General features: G+C 43.8%; 13 protein-coding genes and 1 pseudogene. 8 read left to right on the top strand and 6 right to left on the bottom strand.

Annotated elements, in window-relative coordinates:
• Positions 1-180: 180 nt before the first annotated feature.
• The gene (locus L1D60_RS09960) at positions 181-861 is read right to left on the bottom strand and encodes a 3'-5' exonuclease (RefSeq protein ID WP_239840998.1); all 681 of its coding nucleotides are present in this window, start codon (positions 859-861) and stop codon (positions 181-183) included.
• A 30-nt stretch (positions 862-891) separates the two neighbouring features.
• A complete protein-coding gene (locus tag L1D60_RS09955; RefSeq protein ID WP_239840936.1) occupies positions 892-2751 on the bottom strand; it encodes a DUF294 nucleotidyltransferase-like domain-containing protein in 1860 nt (619 codons plus the stop codon).
• Positions 2752-2992: 241 nt separating this feature from the next.
• Between L1D60_RS09955 and L1D60_RS09950 the strand changes: the two genes are divergently transcribed.
• The 5 genes from L1D60_RS09950 to L1D60_RS09930 all read left to right on the top strand — a co-directional run bounded on the left by L1D60_RS09950 (position 2993) and on the right by L1D60_RS09930 (position 9803).
• Complete coding sequence (locus L1D60_RS09950) at positions 2993-3772, top strand: SDR family NAD(P)-dependent oxidoreductase (RefSeq protein WP_239840935.1); 780 nt, start codon at positions 2993-2995, stop codon at positions 3770-3772.
• Positions 3773-3966: 194 nt separating this feature from the next.
• Positions 3967-4287 carry a cupin domain-containing protein gene (locus tag L1D60_RS09945; RefSeq protein ID WP_239840934.1) on the top strand — a complete coding sequence of 107 codons (321 nt, stop codon included), beginning with the start codon at positions 3967-3969 and terminating at the stop codon, positions 4285-4287.
• 700 nt (positions 4288-4987) lie between these two features.
• Positions 4988-5854, top strand: a complete 867-nt coding sequence (locus L1D60_RS09940) for an oligogalacturonate-specific porin KdgM family protein (RefSeq protein ID WP_239840933.1) — start codon at positions 4988-4990, stop codon at positions 5852-5854.
• 135 nt (positions 5855-5989) lie between these two features.
• Positions 5990-7849 carry a hypothetical protein gene (locus L1D60_RS09935; protein ID WP_239840932.1) on the top strand — a complete coding sequence of 620 codons (1860 nt, stop codon included), beginning with the start codon at positions 5990-5992 and terminating at the stop codon, positions 7847-7849.
• A gap of 385 nt (positions 7850-8234) precedes the next feature.
• On the top strand, positions 8235-9803 hold the full coding sequence (locus tag L1D60_RS09930; protein WP_239840931.1) for a polysaccharide lyase family 7 protein: 1569 nt from the start codon (positions 8235-8237) through the stop codon (positions 9801-9803).
• Positions 9804-10016: 213 nt separating this feature from the next.
• On the opposite strand, the gene L1D60_RS09925 is transcribed toward L1D60_RS09930, so the two are convergent.
• Positions 10017-11774, bottom strand: a complete 1758-nt coding sequence (locus L1D60_RS09925) for a polysaccharide lyase family 7 protein (protein ID WP_239840997.1) — start codon at positions 11772-11774, stop codon at positions 10017-10019.
• 245 nt (positions 11775-12019) lie between these two features.
• Between L1D60_RS09925 and sbcD the strand changes: the two genes are divergently transcribed.
• From sbcD to L1D60_RS09910, 3 genes are all read left to right on the top strand, one after another.
• Positions 12020-13255 carry an exonuclease subunit SbcD gene (gene sbcD / locus L1D60_RS09920; protein WP_239840930.1) on the top strand — a complete coding sequence of 412 codons (1236 nt, stop codon included), beginning with the start codon at positions 12020-12022 and terminating at the stop codon, positions 13253-13255.
• A gap of 6 nt (positions 13256-13261) precedes the next feature.
• Positions 13262-16981 (top strand): AAA family ATPase, encoded by a 3720-nt coding sequence (locus tag L1D60_RS09915; RefSeq protein ID WP_239840929.1) that lies wholly within the window; start codon positions 13262-13264, stop codon positions 16979-16981.
• 151 nt (positions 16982-17132) lie between these two features.
• Positions 17133-17282, top strand: coding sequence for a DUF2256 domain-containing protein (locus tag L1D60_RS09910; RefSeq protein WP_239840928.1), 150 nt, complete (start codon positions 17133-17135; stop codon positions 17280-17282).
• 1 nt (position 17283) lies between these two features.
• Here the strand turns inward: L1D60_RS09910 and L1D60_RS09905 are convergent, their stop codons facing one another.
• From L1D60_RS09905 to L1D60_RS09895, 3 genes and pseudogenes are all read right to left on the bottom strand, one after another.
• On the bottom strand, positions 17284-18006 hold the full coding sequence (locus tag L1D60_RS09905; RefSeq protein WP_239840927.1) for an SDR family oxidoreductase: 723 nt from the start codon (positions 18004-18006) through the stop codon (positions 17284-17286).
• Entirely contained in the window at positions 18006-19553 is a 1548-nt protein-coding gene (locus L1D60_RS09900) for a cryptochrome/photolyase family protein (protein ID WP_239840926.1), read from the bottom strand. Before L1D60_RS09900 ends, L1D60_RS09905 begins: the two co-directional genes overlap by 1 nt.
• A gap of 9 nt (positions 19554-19562) precedes the next feature.
• Positions 19563-20899 (bottom strand): annotated as a pseudogene (locus L1D60_RS09895) (DASH family cryptochrome).
• Positions 20900-20944: the final 45 nt, after the last annotated feature.

Raw genomic sequence — 20944 nt, 5'->3', positions numbered from 1 at the left:
TACTGTATTGGAGCATTAAACTCATTCTCAGTAGAGTAGATGGAAGGCCTTAACAAACACAGTATGTAGATGTATGAAAAAGCCCCCTGGTTTATTAACCAAGGGGCTTTTCTATAAGCATTGTTTTTATTAGACGTTGCAAGTAAGACAGTACCAACGCGACCGATAAGTAATGTTTAATTAATGACTTAAGTGGTAAAGCTTACCAATGGTAATTGGTGCAGAAGGCGAGAGGCGCTTAGTTTGGGCCAAGAACAGTTCCGCAGTCGAGACCGCATCTATTAATGCATTGTGGTTATTGTATTCCGGTAGGCCGTAGCGTTCACGAGTTGAAGAGAGTGAAAAATCAAGGTCGTGAGCATTTCGTGCCTTTGCCATGTTTTTTTCGATGACCAAAGTGTCTAACCAAATGATAGGGAGATCTGCGATTTGAAATTGACTGTCGACGTAGTTGTCGATGAATACCTTTTCAACGCTACACGCATGAGCAATGACCACTTTACCAGCCGCAGCTTCAAAGAAGGTCGACATCGCACTCTGCAGCGAGACGCCTTTTTCAAGCATTTGCGGTGTGATGTGATTGATCACCGCCGTTTCAGGCACCACTGATGATTGGTCGTTGATGTAGAGGTGCGACGCCGATCTTAGGTCGATCTTTTGATCGATGACCTCTACCCAGCCCATGGATAAAATTAAGTCTTGCTCGACACTTAGCCCTGTTGTCTCCAGGTCAAGTACAATGTAATCGACCTGCTGAGATGTCGTGGCAAGCGTGCAATATGGCTCAAGTATAAGGTTGATAAGCTCTTGCGCCACGTTGTCGCGTTCAAGAAATTGTTCGCGTCGTTTATTTAGACGCATCAGAGGATGAAAGCGTTTAAAAACCAAGACTTACCCTCCAAACTTCACTTTTGCTGCGTCTTGTAACTCAGCAATGATTCTAAATGCATCTTTTAAGTGCTTACGTTCAAAACTACCAAAACTGTTGGGATTAATATGGTTGTTTGGTTCCCCGCCGTGCTTAAGTGCTTCAAGCTGATGGCTGAAGCGAAATGACAGAATGAAGCGATAGGCGTTGATGATGTTCTTATACGAATCTTCGCTCAGAGATCCTTTTTCAAATGCGGTTCTGAAGCGTTCGTCAGTCGCAGAGAGGTCACAAGAAACAGCCAAACCGTAGATACGAGCGAGGTCGATGATCAGGTTGATTGCGTATTTCTTAATGTTGAGCGTCTGCTTATTTTCACCGCTCTTTTCAAGAACAAGGCTGTTGAAGATACCTAGAGGCGGGTTGGTTGTTACTGCATCATTGACCAACATCGTTAAGAAACTTCGATTACTTTGAATGTTTTGGTGTAGCTCATCACGCAGAATCTTTTCGAAATCACTGTTGCCGTAAACTGAGCGAATTTCTAAGAAGACACTGATATTGAGTAAACGCTCATACTCTGGATTGTCGACCCACTTTTTATAGTATTGTTTCCAGACTGAAAGTGGTTGGCACCATTTTGGTGTTGCGGCCATGTACTTACCTGGACACAACGGGTAGTGGCAGCTTTCCAAACCTTTTGTCACGATCATAGCGAGGTGCTTAAAGTAAATCTTGTCGTTTTCGGTTGCATCGTCGGAAAGCACAATCGCGCTATCTTGATCTGACAGCATATGAACTTCATTTCGAGCGTGAGAGCCAGCCACAATCCATGAGAAATCGCAGGGTGGAGGACCAAGTTTATCGATAGCAATTTGAATCAATCGGCGAGTATAAGCATCCATAATCATGGTCATCACTTTGCCGACCACTTCTGGGCTCACTTTCCCTTCGACAAGAGCTTCAAAAATTGCCTGTCGCTCAGAAGTAAATTTCGCGAGTGACGAGACACTGCCTGCGTATTTGATCTTTTCGATTAGGAAAATCGCTTGAACACGGTGGTTTTGAACCAAGTGAGTGGTGGTCAGCAAGCCAACCACTTTGTTATCTTGTACTACAGGTAAGTTGCGAATATTGAACTGCATCATCATCGATGCCGCTTGCAGAACGAGATCATCCGGAGAGATGGTCAAAGGTGACAGTGTCATGACTTCAGAAATAGGGCGACAGGTGCTGACATCTTTCGCGATAACTCGTTTGGTCATATCGCGATCGGTGATCAGCCCAACAATTTCACCTTCTTCATAGACCACTGCGCAAGGTGAGCGTTGAATTAACATTTCTTTGGCGACGTCTTTAATCGGCTGGTTAGCGGTGACAACAGCCACACGACCGCTAGCAACATCTCCAACACGTCGAATGAACAAACCTTTTTCTTTGTTTGACCAAACGACATCTAATGCTGACTTGAGACGTACTTGTGCTTGTGATGCGAAATGTTCAGCCGATTCTGGGTGTTTAGTAAATAGTACTTTGAGTGCCGAATGAGGAACCAAGTAGATTAGCGAATTCTCAATCGCAATAGCTCGGTATATTTCACTGCTTTCTTGCTGCTGACCAAGGAAGGTGAAGCCGAATAAATCTTCAGGACCTAGTTTCGCTCTAAGCACGCCGTCTGATTTACGTTGTTCCAATGAACCTGTACGGACAATGTAGAGGGACTTTTCACCTCGATTGGCACATAGGTCTATTACTTCCCCTTTACCGACATAGCTTATCTGAATATGAGAGGCGAGCTCTCTCAGTGCCTCTTTTGGCACTTTGTCAAAGGGATCAATCTTATCAATAAACTGCAGTATGTTAGGTAAAAGGGTATCAGACATGGTTATTGCTCATCGAAATACATTTGTATGATTATAGCGTGATTTCTAACATTCTAAAACTAGAATAATTAGTCAAGAGATTCTTTCTATAACACTATGTTTGAAAAGGAGCGAGTGTAATCCTGTTTCACGAAAATCTGAGCTGTAGCTCTCGTTATTAGCTATGTCGATTGCAAGGCTTAAAGTGGTATTGTATGATTTAATGAGTTAAGAGTATTTCGAAGTACAAAGGTGGCTGTTGATGTTTAATGATCTAAAAGGCAAGCGCGTTCTGATTACGGGCTCTACATCTGGAATGGGACTTGCGACCGCTAGGTTTTTTGCACAATGTGGTGCAAAGGTGGGTTTAAATGGACGAAGCCCGAAGTCACCAGAGATTGAAACCATACTTGATGAGTTGCGTGAAACGGGTGGTGAAGCGGAGTTCTTTCAAGCTAATTTGGTTGAATCAGCAGGCTGTGAAGCATTGGTTACTGCATTTACCGAGCGTTTTGGTGGCTTGGACGTGCTTATTAACAATGCTGGTGGGCTAGGGGGACGTGAAAACCTTGAAGACATTGACGATGCGTTCTTTGACCGAGTAATGGATCTGAATGCGCGCTCAGCCTTAATGATGACTAAGTATTCTGTCCCTTACCTTCGTGCATCAGCCTTAGAGTCTGGTGAGACGGCATGCGTGATCAGTACAGGCTCTATTGCCGCTCGTGAAGGAGGCGGTGTAGGCGCAGGAATATACGCTGCGTCTAAAGCATGGTTACATGATATTCATCGCAACTGGGTCAAAGAGTTCACCAAAGACCGCATACGCTTCAACATTGTGGCGCCTGGCACAATTGATACCGCATTCCACGATGGCAAATCTGATGACCTAAAATCAACGATTGCGGGAACAATTCCGATGGGGCGTTTTGGGCGGATCGAAGAAGTCGCACCTAGTTTTGCGTTTTTCGCATCTCACGCTTGTGCTGGTTATATCACAGGTCAGATACTCGATGTAAACGGAGGTCAAATGGCGCCATAGGTATTTATCTTTGTAATGTAAAAAATCTCAGAAGAGTCAGCATCATGCTGGCTTTTTTGATCCTATACGTTTGAGAAAATTGGTTGAATCAATAAAAGAAGTGATTGTAGTCACATTAATTTGTGTTATTTGTATGACAAGATATGTCAATCATCTAAAGTCCGCACTAAAGCAAATCCAACAAGGAAGTTACTATGAACCTATTCTATGAAGCCGATGAGCACCCATGGGAACATATTGGCGAAGGACTCAAACGTAAAGTTGTATCACTGTCTAAAGATCTGATGGCTATCCATGTTTGCTTTGAAAAGGGGGCGGTTGGCGCTATTCACAATCACACCATTCAAGAGCAGATTGGCTACGTTGTAAAAGGAAGCTTTGAAGTAGAAGTGAATGGTATAAAACAAACCCTTAGAGCAGGTGACGCTTTTATGTCGCAACAACACCTTGAGAACGGTGCAAAATCCCTAGAGCATGACAGTGTGTTGCTGGACTTGGTAAACCCAAATTACTGACATATTGAAAATAGCAAAAAATCTAACTCCCCAATTCTCCATCGCGATGATGTTTAGGCTAACGAAACCTCACCTCAAGTAGTCACCTAAACGAATATACATAGTTAGCCGTTTCATTGTGTCTTTCTGGGCACGCAGTTTCGGCTGACTTAAGTTTTTTCCTACTATTCCTCCTGCTCAGCACCGATAAACTTTAAGTGAGCCAACTTTCCCCCAAAAAAATTTGGAGACGTAATTGACAAGATTGATATTCCACATATGTCATATCTTATGTTCTCGTTTTAAGCTTGTATACGAATTGAGTGGGGCCATTTCATCTAGAGTACTTGATTCAGTTTGAACTTATACCTTCCGGATTATTCATTCCATACGCTTATATTTGTATGTTTTAATGTCTTAGTTTGATGTTGTTTAGATTCTGTTTATCTTTATTTATTTAATCTTTACTCCCTTTAAATTGGCGCTTTTTGCTCCTTTTTATTCAATTTTTCCTCAATGATGTTTATTTATTTGTATGAATAAATGTTTATGTTGGGCGTGATATTAGCGTCGCTTCTGTGACTTATGTTTTAGTTTCGACTTAATCATCGTGGTTATTGTGAGAGAGCTCATTCTATCGGTATGCACTATTTGAAGCTTTGTCTTATTTGTCTAACAATAAGACTTAATCCAATTGCGTAACAAAAGAAGAGAAGGGAATATGAAAAATTCTAAAGTGGCTATTGCAGTGGTTACAACATTATTTGCCGGCATGGCATCGGCCGCGTCAATTGATTACCGTTACGAATATCGCGCTGCTACCGATTACACCTATGAAAAAGATGGAACAAGTGAAACGCGCCACGTCGACGCTCGTCATCAACATCGTGTGAAATTGGGTGACAGCTTTAAGCTCGATGATAAGTGGAAGCACTCGTCAAGCTTAGAAATCAAATTCCATACCGATGATTCTTACTACGATGCTGACTCTGGCAGTGTTAAGAATGCCAACAGTAAAAGTTTCTACAACGGTAACTGGTATATCTACAACATGGAGTTAGATAACACTGCGACTTACAAAGTAAACAGCAATTGGTATCTACAAATGGGTATGCCAATCGCGTGGGATTGGGATGAGCCAAACTACAATGATGGTGACTGGAAAATGAAAAAGGTCACTTTCAAACCTCAATTCCGTGTTGGCTACAAAGCGGACATGGGCCTAACCACTGCTATTCGCTACCGTCACGAATACTCAGATTTCCGTAACCACACACGTTTTGGTGACACGGACAATGAAACTGGTGAGAAACTAGAATCTGCACAGAAATCTAAAATCACACTAACGGGTTCATACAAGGTTGAATCTCTGCCTAAGTTGGGTCTGTCTTACGAAGCTAACTATGTGAAGTCTTTAGACAACGTACTTCTTTACGACAACAATGATTGGGAATGGGATGCGGGTATCAAGGTGAGCTACAAGTTTGGTTCATGGAAACCATTTGGCGAACTATGGTCATCAGACATCAGCTCTCGTTCAAGCGACCGTGAAGCGAAGTACCGTGTGGGTATTGCTTACTCATTCTAATACATAAAGAGGCAATAGTTTTTGATTAGCTCCGCGTCGAGTGGGGCTATGTTTTTCTGTCATATCCTCAATACGGATGAGAAAAACCTTTTGTCTAAAAATAAATAAAAGTTATAACGAACAAGAGAGTTTATTATGCAGATTTCTAAAGTCGCAATGGCTGTCGCAGTTTCCACAGGTTTGCTTTTTGGCTGTAATAGTGATGGTTTACCTGTACCGACAGATCCAGTTGCTCCAGCTCCGGAATTAAAAATTACCAGCGGTTATTGGCAGTTAGGCACTGCAGCGTCAGCGACTAGCTTTTCAACAAGCAGCGCAGATCTTCCAAACGTTTACGTGTTTAGCGAAGATGGCAACCACAAATATTATGATGATGACGCAACACCTGGTACATACGTGATCAAAGATGCATCAGCATCAACTAATGACTACGATGAAGACGCAGGTACGATTTCATTCATGCTTTACGATAGCGGCACTTCAATGGAAGTGTCTGGTGAATTCACGCTAACAGAAGCGTCTGGCGACACTCCAGCATCAATGACGTTTGTTGATGAAGATAACGGTGTCGATCTATCAGGCTCTGATGAAGTTGATAACGATTCAGTTAAAGATGCGGTTGTCGATGCTAATGAAGACAGCGGTATCAACAATGTCGTTCAAATCCTAGATACAAACTTCGGTGGCGCTAAAAATGACGTTGGTGAACTTCGTCTAAAACTGTCTGAATCTGCGGACGTTTCTAGTATTGCTTCAGGTAAAGTAACGGTAGACCTTATCTACCAAGTTGATGAAGACACAAGCGAAGAAGCAAACGATAGCGGCAATAACGCGTACATTTCTTTATATGGTGCAGGCACTTCAAACACGAACCTACATGGTGAAGTGATCTTCAATGCTGGTGAGATTTTCTATCGCTCTACAGTGACTAGTGGCGGTAAACCACAAATCTCTGAAGAGCCAGTGGGTACTTATGAATTAGGTGAAGACCTTGCTGTTGAAGTGAGTTGGGCAAATGGTTACTACACATTCACTGTGAATGACACAGTTTATGACAACAGTGGTAATGGCTTTGAATCATTCGATAAATCAGCAGTAACCGTTATTTCATTGAAGTTGGGTGATACATCTAATACCACTCACTATGAGCTGATTGCTGATAACTTCATGGTGTACTCAAACGACGAATCAGACGACCAAGTTGTATTTGAGGATAACTTTGACAGCTATGCAAATGGCGCAACGTTAGGTGGTTCAGATCCTTACAATAACAATAGTGCTGAAGCGACCGTTGTTACTGAAGGTGACGCACCTACTGACCCAACCGATCCTGAGCCAGAGCCTGGCGAGGTAACGGATGATTTTGATAGCTACACTGCGGGTGCTCGTATTGATGCTGCGAACAGTGTTTATGCAATCAAAGGCGACAAAGACGGCGATGACGAAACAACGATTGTAGCTGAAGTGAGCACGGAACAAGCTAGCTCAGGTGATAATTCACTGTTATTGCATGACAATTCAGGACTAGGTAAGCCAGTAGTGTCGCGTACTTTTACGGAAGATGCGGAGTCAGGTTCGGTTTCTACTAAAGTTTACGTCCCTGCAGATGGCTATGTTAAATCAACATACCTCTACTTAGGCGATTCGAACTCGGGTTCATCAAGCAGCCGATTCACGGAGCTGGTATTTGGTAGCTCAGCGGTTAAATTCAGAAACGAGAGTGGTAGCCAGAAGGACCTAGCAAGCTACTCGCAAGATACCTGGGTAGATGTAACGGTAGCCTGGGAGCCAAATTCAGACAGCTCTGGTTATGACGTGACAATCACACTTGACGGTCAGGATTACACATCATACCAAGATGGCGATGTCACTTATCCTTTGGTTGCTGAAAATGCTTCTGAATCTGCGCCAACATTATTCGCCCTTTATGTGGGGGATAATGGCTCTAGCGGTACTTACAGCTACTTCGACGACTTAGATTCTGAATTATTCTAAATCATAAATCATTTAGTTTTAAAGAGGCCATTTAGGCCTCTTTTTTTGGTTTTTACCGACCAATTCAACGTTATTTAAGCCTATCTTGAAAGCAAAAACAGAACACAAAACAAGAAGATTTGGCCTGCAAATTTGCCTCAACAAGACTCTGATCTCATTTATTTATGATTCGATGTTGATGTATAAGAGCTCGATCTCATTTATGACTTTTCAGGGGTATTTGTATTACTTTATTATGTTTATACTTGTGTCATTAGCGTGAAGGACATAGCTAATACGGTACATGGAACGTAGCCTAGTGCTTGAGTTTCATATCAATAGGGTATCTTGTCCTCGTCTTATAATACAAATAATTCAAACTTAAGCATTAAAGGTGAAAGGTCTAATGAAAAGTATCTATCTAAAAAGCTTGCTTGCTTCTTCGATTGTTCTAGCCGTTGGTTGTGCGAGTACTTCAGCACCTGTAGTAGAGCAGTTTCCAAACAACAAAGAAACTGGTGAGCCGCTTCTAACGCCTGTAGCGGTTACAGCGAGTAGCCACGACGGTAATACACCTAGTCAACTTATTGATGGCAACATTATGACGCGTTGGGCTGCAAACGGTAATGGTGAGCATGCAACGTTGGATTACGGTTCAGTTCACGAGTTTGATGCAGTTCAAGCGTCGTTCAGTAAAGGTAACGAGCGTGTGACTTCGTTCGACATTCAAATGAGTGAAGATGGCGAGAACTGGATGACTGTACTTAAAGATCAGAAGAGTTCTGGTCGCGCACTGGGCTTGGAGCGTTTTCAATTTGAGCCTGCTGTAAAAGCGCGTTATGTACGTTACGTAGGTTACGGTAATACTAAGAACCAATGGAACTCAGTAACTGAGCTTGCGGCTGTGAACTGTGGTATCAACGCATGTCCTTCAACTCACCTCATTACTGATGCTGTTGTAGCTGCAGAAGCAGATATGATCGCCCAAATGAAAGCTGAGCAGAAAGCACAGAAAGAGCTTCTGAAGAAAAACCGTAAAGGGGATTTCGGTGCGCCACTGGTACGCCCATGCGAAACAACGGTTGAGTGTGACCTTTCACAACCTATGCCAACACCAACGCTGCCTGCAACTCTACTAGCCACTAATGCACCGGGTCAGAATTTCGACCTAACTCGTTGGAAACTGACAACACCTTATGATCATGATGGTGATGGTCGTGCAGATGACATCGATGAGTGGGATCTAGCTCATGGCTTCCAGAATGAAGATATTTTCTACACAGCAGAAGATGGCGGCATGGTATTTAAAACTTACGTGAAAGGCTCACGTACGTCTAAGAATACCAAATACGCGCGTACTGAGTTCCGCTCAATGTTGCGTGCGGGTGAGAAGTCTCACAAAACTAAAGGTGTGAACCCGAATAACTGGGTATTCAGTTCTGCTCCGATTGAAGATCAACAAGCGGCTGGTGGTGTTGATGGCACACTAAAAGCAACATTGAAGATCGATCACGCAACAACAACGGGTCAATCTCATGAAGTCGGTCGTTTCATCATTGGTCAAATTCACGACAAAGATGACGAGCCAATCCGTCTTTACTACCGTAAGCTTCCAAATCAAGCAACGGGTACTGTTTACTTTGCTCACGAAAAAACCAAGACGGGCACAGAAGACTACTACAACCTAGTTGGTGACATGACGGGTGAAATCGGCGAAGACGGTATCGCACTAGGCGAGATGTTCAGCTACGAGATCGATGTTAAAGGCAACATCATGACAGTAACCCTAACACGTGAAGGCAAAGAAGACGCCGTTCAAGTTGTTGATATGAGCGACAGTGGTTACGATGAAGGTGGTCGTTACATGTACTTCAAAGCGGGTGTTTACAACCAAAACATGTACGGTGAGCCAGATGATTACGTACAAGCGACGTTCTACAAGCTAGACGCAACGTACGGTGAGTTCCAAGGTTAATTAACCTTTAAATTCTCTAAGTAAGATACTTAAGCCAGTAGCATTCGCTGCTGGCTTTTTCGTGTGCATATAGATTTATCAATGGCGTACGAACTTTTCGATTGCATATAAAAAAGCCACAGAACCTTATAAGGAATCTATGGCTTGGTTTGTGGTTATCCAGTGGTAGGCTTAATGGGCTTTTGACTATTTTGACTAATGGAAAAGGGAGAGTTACTCCTCGTGCTCTGTCGAAATCTCACTGAAGCTGACATCAAAGATCTCACCACGGTATTTATCATCGGGTTTGAATTGAGGGTAGATACCGGCTTTAAAGTAAAAGGCGATGTCATCGCTTGCCCAGTCACTGCTTAATGTGACGGTGTCTCCATTCATGTCTGTGTAGTTCGCTCCCCAGTCAATTTGGTGAGAAACAAGGTTACTGCCATTAACGTCCGTGGTTGCTAGAAACAATCCATCCTGCGTTGCTCGAATAATGTAGCGCCAATCTTCATTCGCTGAGTATTGACCTAAGGTTACGCTGAATGGTTCACAGGAATCACAGTCTTGATTATTGCGTTCAAAACTATCGTTAAGAATCACTCGTACCGGTTTATCGTCGCCTTCCCAAAGTAATTTCACTAGCGCTTGGCTGATCTTCCAACCATGGATTTGACCTAGAACGACCTTTGGGCGTTGTTCGCTAAAATCAATGTTCGGATATTCATCGATTCTAAGTTGAGCTTCTAACGTGTGACTCTTCGCATTAGTACGTGTGTCATTAAGGTACCAACTGGTATCCTCATCGCTGGTACTACAGTCTGGCGAATCAGTGCTAATGTAAAGTTCTCTTAGCTCTGAGCGAATATAGCTGGAGTTTGTGGTTGAAGTGCCGTACCCCATGTCAGCGCGAAAGTGCATCTCACCGTCAATGACATTGAAATAGGACAATCCTAAGTCGTTGTCATAAACATTACTGTCGTTCGACAATACATCTTTACTTGAATTACACCGCTCGGGTTCAAGTTCTGCAGCACTGGTTCCGCCACTGCCATACCAATCATCTTTGCTAGGGGGAATGGTGATCTTCCAATCATCTATGTTCCACTTCGCCGAAGTATCAGTATTCTCCTTTTCGTAGGTGAGTTGACTAAACTTGGCTTCACCTTCTCCATTTTCGAATTGGTTATAGATACCGGCTTTAAAATAGCTCAAAAGATGTGACCAGTAGGATATATCTATTTGCGCTTTGGACTCGTCGTTGACTTCGATGGACAGCGTGTTTTCAAATATAGATATTTCAAAACGGGTAAAGTCATCTAGGTTCGCTGCACCTAAATCATATCGGTCATAAGAGTCATTACATCCTGCGGCATTTGAATTTGAACTGCAGTCTAACGCATTATTTTTGAGAACCGCCCAATAGTGTCCTGTTAGGCCGTTTCGCTCTTGCTCCCAAATAATACGAACCAGCGGGTGAGGGATGTAACCTGTTCCATCAGAGCTAGTACCTTTATTGTGGATCTGTAAAAACGTGACTTCGTCATGGTCTGCAGGTGAGTTAGCCATCGCGAGGTCGATGTCAGGTAGCTTAACTTCTGCGTAGAAAGTGCGTTTAACGCCGGTTTCGCTGACATCAAAGTTCTCTAGCTCTCGAACTTCAGAACGCATTTTATAGTTCGACATCTTGAATACTAGGTGCTCAGTTTCCTCCTCGGTATAAAAGTAGTCACTTTGATAGCCCTCAAACGCGCCGCCTTTGACTTCAGAAGTTTTGTTGCCTTCACTGCCATTCGGATCCGATACCTGTAGATCAGAGTTGTCGAGAATGGCTTGGTATTTACCAATGCTATAGGGCGCAACAGTTTTACTGATTGGGTCTGTTGGATCGGTTGGTTGATTGGGCTCGCTAGGAGATGAGGAGGAAGAGCTACCACCACAACCTGCTAAGAGCACAGTTATAACGGCTGCTGTGATTGGTTTTAATTTCATCATACTGATTATTCTTATTATGGAAAAAAACCAATAATTACATTTGTATTATTTTAACTCAAATAAGCTGTTTTGGTTTTGTGACTCAATGTGAGTCTATTTTCTTCTTCCATCGCGTACTTTGGTTAAATTGCGGTCGAACAGTCAGATATCGATGAATAGTTGCTTTTTCATAAGCTTATTAAAGAGATATGCCTGAGCGATTTTGATAGATTAAGAACATTCGATCCCCGTAGCGAGACACCATGAAAATCCTTCACACGTCAGATTGGCATCTTGGCCAAAATTTCTATAACAAGAGTCGTAAAAACGAACACCAACAGTTTTTAGATTGGTTGCTTCAACAAGTTGACGAACAAAGTGTTGACGCCATCATCGTAGCGGGGGACATCTTTGATACCAGTACACCGCCAAGCTACGCACGTGAGATGTACAATAAATTTGTGGTGGATTGCAGCAAGTTAAGTTGCCAACTGGTGATGTTGGGCGGAAATCACGATTCAGTTTCGGTATTAAAAGAGACGCAACAACTACTGAAATACATGGGTACAGACGTAATCCCAAACACCAATGAAGATTATGCAAGTCAAGTGCTTCCACTGAAAGGCAAGTCGGGACACGTTGAAGCCTTGGTATGCGCGATTCCATTTATCCGCCCTCGGGATGTCCTGACCAGTCAAGCTGGTGTTTCTGGTGTGGATCGTCAAAAACAACTAGGTGATGCAATCAAGCACCACTATGCGAGTGTATATCAAGCTGCTGTTGCTGAGCGAGAGAACTACGAGAATTCGACCGACATTCCTATTGTTGCAACAGGGCACTTAACGGCAATGGGCGTGCAGCAGTCTGATTCCGTGCGTGATATTTACGTTGGCAATCTAGATGGTTTTGCTGCGGATGGCTTTCCACCAGCGGACTATATTGCGCTTGGACATATTCACAGACCACAAGTGGTGGCTAAACAAGAACATATTCGCTATTGCGGTTCGCCAATCCCTCTTAGTTTTGATGAGCTTAAGTCTACAAAGCAGGTATGCATTGTCGAATTTGAGCAAGGCAAACGCACAATTTCTCAGCTTAATGTGCCGACATTTCAACCTCTTGCTGAAATCAAAGGTGACCTAAGCAGCATTGAGACTCAACTCAATCAGTATATTGGATTAGATGCGGACCAGAGTGTGTGGCTGTCGATAGAGGTACAAGCGCAAGATTACCTATCTGATCTTCAAGAGCGTATCTCTCGATTGGCCCAAGATCTCAATGTAGAAGTTCTGCAATTAAGAAGAGCGCGAGAGAAGCGAAATCAGACATTAAATCAAGAGTCTGCAGAGACGCTATCAGAACTTAGCCCAATGGAAGTGTTTGAAAAGCGTATCGCACTTGAAGACTTCGAAAGCGATACTGAAAAAGCGCGCTTGGAACGTATGACCGTGACATTTAAACAAGTGATGACCGAAGTGACAGACGGAGAGGCTGAATAATCCGCTATGAAAATTTTATCATTAGAATTTGAAAACCTAAACTCACTCAAAGGTCGTTGGAAGCTAGATTTTACTCAATCTCCGTTCGCTGAAAATGGATTGTTTGCGATTACCGGGCCAACGGGGGCAGGTAAAACCACGATTTTGGATGCGATCTGTTTGGCTTTATTCCACCGAACGCCTCGTCTAAAAAGTATCGCGAAAGGCAACAACGAGATCATGACGCGTGGCACAGGTGAGTGTTTTGCTGAGATCGAGTTTGAAGTGAAGGGTAAAACTTACCGTTCTAACTTCCATCAGAAACGTGCTCGTAACAAGCACGATGGCGCACTGCAAACACCGACCTGTGAATTTTCGGATGCCGACACCAATAAAGTGCTTGAAACCCAACTGAGCAAAAAGATTAAGCTGGTGGAATCAACAACGGGACTCGATTTTTCACGCTTTACCAAGTCTATTCTACTTTCACAGGGCGAATTCGCTGCGTTTTTGAATGCTAATGCTAACGACCGAGCAGAGCTGCTTGAAGAACTTACCGGGACAGAGATCTACAGTTTGATCTCTGAGCGCATTTACGAGCATTACAAATCCAGTGAAGAAGGGTTAAATCAACTCAAAGCGAAAGCTGAAGGCGTTAACCTTCTAACGGCAGAACAAGTCGAAGAGCTTTCTCAAAACAAAACAAACTTAGAGGTCGGATTAAAGCAGTTCGACCAAGAGCTGAAAGGCTGGTCAGAACATTTGGCTTGGTGGCGAGAGCTCAATAAAGCCAAGCTATCTCTTGAGAACAGTGAAAATGAGCTCAAATCGGCACAAGCGGAGATGGAAGCCAACAGTCAATCGCTGGAACAGTTAGCGAAAAGTGAACCTGCTGAAAAACTGCGTCCACTGCATAAAGAGCGTAATCGCGTTCAACAAGAAGTGACGGCGTTAACTGCTCAATTGGCGGATGCAAACAAGCAGCTTGAAGTAGGCAATCAAGAGAAGCTTCAAACGGAAGCGGCGTTAAACACACAAGCAGAGACAACAAACCAACTTCGCAAAGAGCAAACGGATCTTATCGCTACTATCGAAAAAGTACGTCCACTTGATCAGCAAATTGCTTTGCTTAATGAAAAGCGAACAACGCTGCAGCAATCTCAGTCAGCACTCAAGGTAGAACAAGATACGAAACAGTCTTTGATTCAAAGCGCTGCCAAGTCGCTTGAAGAGTTAAAGCACACAGAGAAAACATTGGCCGAGTACTTATCGGCCAATGAAAGCAGCAAATCTCTTGACCGTTATTTAGGGCAGTGGCAAACCAATGTTGCTCAGATCCGAACGCTCGAACAACAGCAATCCGAGCAGCAAAAGCGCGTAGAGCGTCTTGCTAATGAAATCAGTGCCCAACAGCAACAAGCTCAACAACTAACTCAAGAGCAGCAAAAGAACACTCAAGAGTTATCAGCACTGAGGACAGCAGAGCAAACTGCCAAAGTACTGTGGGAGCAATCTCAGCAGGCACATGGTGAAGAACAGTTAAATGGCTTAAAACAAGCTCTTGAAACGTGGAACCGACAAACTCATGCATTAACGGATATTCAACGTCGTTATTTGATGGCGACCGAACAGCTCCAAGCTAAACGTGTTGATTTGCAAAACAAAACCAATGAAAACGCTGAGCTGACAAAGCAACGTGAAGTCTTGGTGGAGCGTTACAAAGAGAAAGAGCAGTCGCTAGAGCGTTTGAAGACCTTGATTGCTCAAGAGGGTGAGCTCGCTAAGTATCGCGCAATGTTAGCGCCGGGTTCTGAATGTCCATTGTGTGGCTCAACGGATCACTCAGTTGAACAATCTCAAGATATGAATGCGTTACTTCAGCAACAAAACCAAGAGTCTGAAGCGTTGGCGTTGGTCAAAAAAGAGGGGCAGGATCTTCGCCAGAAATTGGACTCTCTGAGCCCGATTTTGAGCCACCTTGAAGGTGAGATTAAGAACTTAACCACGAATGCAGAGCAAGCTAAGCAATCTTGGTTGGCAGTGGTTGAAAAGCTTACTCAAATCGGTGAAGAGAATTCAGACAACCAGGCTCAAATTATGGAGTGGGTTGTTACTCATGATCAGATTGCCGACAAAGATGTTGTCGCGATGTTTGTTGACCGTTGTGAGCAGGAACTGAATCAAGTTATTCAACGCCAACAGCAACAAGCGCAAGCAAAGGTCGACTACCAGTCAGCAGAGAAGCAGCGCATTAATATGGAATTAGCGTTGAAAGACGCGCTCAATAAGGTCGAAGCACTGTCTACACGCGTTGCGGATTTGCAAAAACAGCGCGTTGATGCACAAGAGCAGGCAGATCAATTAAAACAGACTCAATCATCACAATGGCTGGCATTACAAAATAGTATTTCTGAGACAGGCAACAGTGCACCTGAGTTGGAACACATTGATCAATGGCTAGAATCGAAGAGTTCGGCGTCGCAAGAGTGGCAAACCAATTATCAACAAAAAGCCGAACTGGATAAAACGTTGATTGCCCAACAAGAGAAGCATCAGTCTTTGGCTGCGTCATTAGCTGAGCAAACGAATAAGCTTACACAGCTTGAGAAAGACCTGGCTTCGATTTCGGATGATCTTGCTAAGATCCAGCAGGAGCGTCAGGTACTATTTGGCGATAAGCAAATTCAACAGCAAGAGCAGTTAATGAATGCGCGATTGGAAGAGTCGTCAAAACAGCTTGAAACCTTGAAAGGTGTGTTTAACCAGTGCGAGCTAACGCTGCGCGAATGGCAAACCAAACAGTCAACGTTCATGCGCGAGCTTGATGCTAAGGAAGTCGAGCTAACTCAAGCAAATGAATCTTGGATTGCTTCGCTTACGGCAAGTCCTTTTGAATCAGAAGGTGAGTTTGAGCAAGCACTGTTGGATGAGCAGGTGCGAATTGACCTTGTTGAACTCAAACAAAGGCTCGATAACGCAATAGTGAGCAGCTCTGCAAAACTCAAAGCTACAAAGCAGAGTGTCGAAGAGTTGCTTGAAAACGCAAATGCAGAGCAATGGCAACAGATTGAAATTGAAGAAGTGGAGCAACAAGTTGCTGACTGCCAACAACAGCAACAAGCGACCGCTAGTCAAATCGGTGCTATTAACGCAAATCTCGAAATGGACAGGAAGAACCGAGAGAACCAACAACACTTGTTTAAAGAGATTGATGAGAAGCAACAAGCGTTTGATGATATCTCGCAGTTGAATTCATTGATTGGCTCAAAGAACGGCGACAAGTTTAGGAAGTTTGCACAAGGACTAACCCTTGAGAACCTTGTTTATCTTGCCAACAAACAGTTGCAACGCCTACATGGTCGCTATGAGTTGAAGCGTAAAGCGGAAGATGGGTTAGAGCTTCAAGTGTTAGATACGTGGCAGGGTGACGTGGTTCGTGACACCAAAACACTCTCTGGGGGCGAAAGCTTTTTAGTGAGTCTGGCTTTGGCATTAGCGCTGTCTGATTTGGTGAGCCATAAAACCAGTATTGATTCGCTGTTCCTTGATGAAGGCTTCGGTACTCTTGACAGTGACACATTAGATATTGCCCTAAACGCGCTCGATAACTTGAATGCATCTGGGAAGATGATAGGTGTGATCAGTCACGTCGAGGCACTAAAAGAGCGAGTGCCAGTCCAACTTAAAATCACTAAACATTCTGGTTTGGGTGTTAGTGAGATGAGTAAAGAGTTTAAGGTCGCCTAAACCTAAACAATGACTATTACTAACTAACAAGTACAAAGGGGCAGTGAATCTGCCCCTTTTCGGTTGTTTGCTTTGTCATTCCATCAGCATTTCAAACCCTTAGCTGTTTTGGCGCGTATAGTCTCTATCATCCTTAAGTTAGAGAAACACGATGCAAAAGAAACGCGACATTCCCACTAAACTCTGTCCAGTGTGTTTGCGCCCGTTCACGTGGCGCAAGAAGTGGCAAAAGTGTTGGGACGAAGTGCAATATTGCTCAGAACGTTGTCGCCGAAACAAAGGCAGCATCCACAAGCAGTAAGTTACCAAGGCAGCTCTTCACCGTCGTATGCGAAGAAGCGACCACTATCTTCCGGCGTTGATCTTTCAATAATACTCAACAATTGACGGGCTACATCGTCTGCATCGAACAGTTTTCCTTCAGGAACATTGGTCTGAAAGGGCTTGGAGAGTGGGGTATCGGTCGTTCCTGGATGCAAAGAGAGGATCGTTGCTTTCTTGGCAATACGGCTCCACTCGATTGAGATAGATTTAATCAACATATTGAGTGCCGCCTTAGAGGAGCGATAGCTGTACCAACCACCCAAACGGTTGTCATTGATGCTTCCAACCTTGGCTGAAATGGTTACAAGCTTACCTGAGGGAGAACGTTTCAATAAAGAGGTAAAATGCTTTGCAAGCAGTAGAGTCGGAAGCGCGTTAGTCGTCATGTTCTCTAAGAAAAACTCTGAGTCGACGGTGTTTAGGCTCTTTTCTGGCTTATGAGTCGTTGTGTGAAGTATCCCAACACAATTGATCACCCAATCCAACGAAGTGAAGTGGGATGCGAGTTGTTGTACATCTGATTCTTTAGTGATGTCGACCCTATGCCATGTGACATTATCGATAGAGAAGTCTGGCTTGCCATTGCAGAAAGTCGTATGGATGTTGGCTGCGGGATCTATTGTTTGCAACTGTTTCACAATGGCTTTACCTATACCGCCAGAGCCTCCAATCACTAACACCGTCTTTATCGCGTTTTCCATTACAAATCCTCCAAATGTTCGAGGTAAGTTTCAGCACGTTTTAGCGTCTTTTCTTGCTCCTGTTCGTCCATATTGTCCCAAGAGCGATAGATCATTCCCATTCTTGGGTTTCGAGTGAGTTGCTCGCGGTGCTTTGTCATGAAACGCCAGTACAGGCTATTGAACGGACAAGCATCTTCATCGCTTCTCGACTTCACGTTGTAGTGGCAACCCTTACAGTAATCACTCATCTTATTGATGTAAGCGCCACTCGCAGCATAGGGCTTAGTGCCAACAATCCCACCATCAGCAAACAGAGCCATACCGCGTGTATTTGGCATTTCAACCCACTCTATAGCGTCGATATAAATGCCAAGATACCACTCATCAACTTGGTCTGGCTTTAGCTCCGCGATCAAACTGAAGTTGCCAGTCACCATCAGTCTCTGAATATGATGGGCATAAGCAAATTCGTGTGACTGCTTGATGGCTTGTTTCATACACTGCATTTTGGTTTCACGATCCCAAAAATAATGAGGCAGTTGGCGTGATGCGTGAAAGTGATTAATGGTTTTGTAGCGCGGCATATTGGCCCAATAAACGGCTCGAATGTACTCCCGCCAACCTAAGATTTGACGTACGAACCCCTCAACCTGAGAAATATCGATGTTTGCGTTACTGTGGTAAGCAGCAAGCGCCGCATCGATTGTTTCTTGGGGAGTAATGAGTTTGCTGTTTAAGCTGAATGACAAACGACTGTGGTACAAGCTCCAACGAGAACTATGATCCTTGGTCATGGCATCTTGAAAACGACCAAATAAGGGCAGGCAGGTATGGCAAAAGTGCGCGAGCAGCGACAAGCTTTGTGCACGATTAATTGGCCATAGAAGTCTCGTCTTATCGATATCACCAATGGTTGCAATAACATGCCTTTCCATGCGTTCAACAATGTCGCTTACATCGTTAGCAAACATCAAAGGCGAGGGTAGCGCTTCAATATCTTTTGGCTTGAGCTTGTTTCGGTTGTTGCCATCGTAGTTCCACTTTCCGCCCACAGGTTTGCCGTCGTCCATCAATATTGAGAATCGCTTGCGCATTCTACGATAGAAATGTTCCATCATGATGTGCTTGCCCGCTGGGAATTGAGGTTCAATCTCTTCAAATGGCAGAAGGAAATGCTCAGTGCAGGTGCAGAGTTTTACTGCTTTCGGTAGCTTGAGTTGAGCGAGCTGACTTAACAGTCTGTATTCATCAGGGCGTTGGTACTCAAACTTTTCCGCCTCAAACTCTGCCGTGTAGTGCACGATCAAATCATTCAGTGTTGGAAACTGTTGAGTGTCGTCCAAAGTCAGGTGCAGCACCTCATGACCTTCATCTTTCAGTTCGGCAGCGAAAGCCGCCATTGCGCTAAAAAATGCCGCGACTTTTTGACTGTGGTGTTTGACGTAGTCAGTCTCTTGGTGAAGCTCGGCAATGATGTACAGGACACTAGAATCACAGTTAGAGAACCAAGAGTGTTGAATATTGAGTTGATCACCCAGTATTAAGCGTACAGTTTTGAATTTCATTCTCTGTTCCTATTCGGCAATCTGGTGTTGCTTGTCAGTGGTAACCCATCGGCGAATAAAGTCATGTTGTGGGTCGTACATTTGAGTCTGCTTATCAAGATCGAAGTGGCGAGCCTGTTGTCCGTTCATGCCAGCAATATAGGACCAGTTACCCCAGTTAGACGCGACATCGTAATCGACCAATTGAGTTTCAAAGTAAGCTGCTCCCCAAAGCCAGTCACAACCTAGCTCGTAAACAAGGCAGCTTGCAGCCAATTGCCTGCCACGGTTAGACATGTACCCAGTTGCGTTCAACTCACGCATACAAGCGTTAACAATCGGGTAGTTGGTATTGCCCGTTTTCCATTGGGTGAAAGCCTTTAAAGCTTCAGAGTTTGGTGAGTCACCAATGTGAGGTTTTTTAATCACAGGTTTTGAAAAGAGAGCATGTCCTGCAACGCGCGCACGCCAATAAAAATATTCACGCCAAAGCAGTTCGAATTTAATCCAATAAGTTGATTCGTTTGATCCATGCAGATCTTCGTATTGATGAAGCGTGCTAACTATAGTCTTTGGTGACAAACAACCCACTGCTAACCATGGCGAAAACTTGGTGGAGTGACTCATACCATCAAATGCGTTTCGGGTTTGTTTGTAATCGCTGGCATAAGAGTGTTGGAAATAGTCGTAAGCCCGGCACTTTCTCCTCCTTCAAACAGAGTAAAGTTTGTTGGAACTGTTGTGTTTGGAGTAGCGGGTGTCTCTGAAAGTTTGACTGGCGAAATACTGGGATTACTCTGGAGAGCATCGTTCAGCGAACCTGAAACTTCAGGAAGTCTTGGAACTGGATTTAGTTGAGTACTATTTAAAAGGTCACTCTCAGCCTCGACAGTTTTTCGAAAACGCGTAAAGGAACTCGGAAGCTTACTCATTTCAAATGGTAGCTGTTCAATGTCGAACAAAGTGTTGTTGCTACTGGTGATAAGTTCGATGTTAGGCAATGAGTGTTGCACCTTTATGATTAAGTCACGTTCATCACTACCGGGGTGTTGGTTGTAGTAAACATGACTTACTTGGCACGTTTCGATTAATTGAACTAGGTCTTCAGCTTTGATGCTTTGTAATGTAAATAGGCGGTGATTTTGGGAATCGAAGTGTTGAGCGAGATCTTCAAGAGATTGTTGCCAGAACAGCAATCTCTTCTGTCCAATTTGCTTTTCAACAGAATGTTGTTGAACGAATGGGGAGATGTGAATAGGCATAACGACGCCTATCAATTCGTCAACTTGGTTGCATGCAGCTGACAGAAGTTCATTGTGCAAAAAGCGTAGGTCGTTAGTAAAAAAGTAAAGGCCAATTTTTTTCATCTTTGTGCTTCTCTTGATACGAATCGCGTAAGTTGATAACCAGTA

Source organism: Vibrio sp. Isolate30 (assembly GCF_022397975.1).
GTDB classification, from domain to species: Bacteria; Pseudomonadota; Gammaproteobacteria; order Enterobacterales; family Vibrionaceae; genus Vibrio; species Vibrio fortis.
The sequence above is the reverse complement of the archived record's forward strand: the minus strand, read 5'-3'. Positions and strand labels throughout refer to the sequence as shown.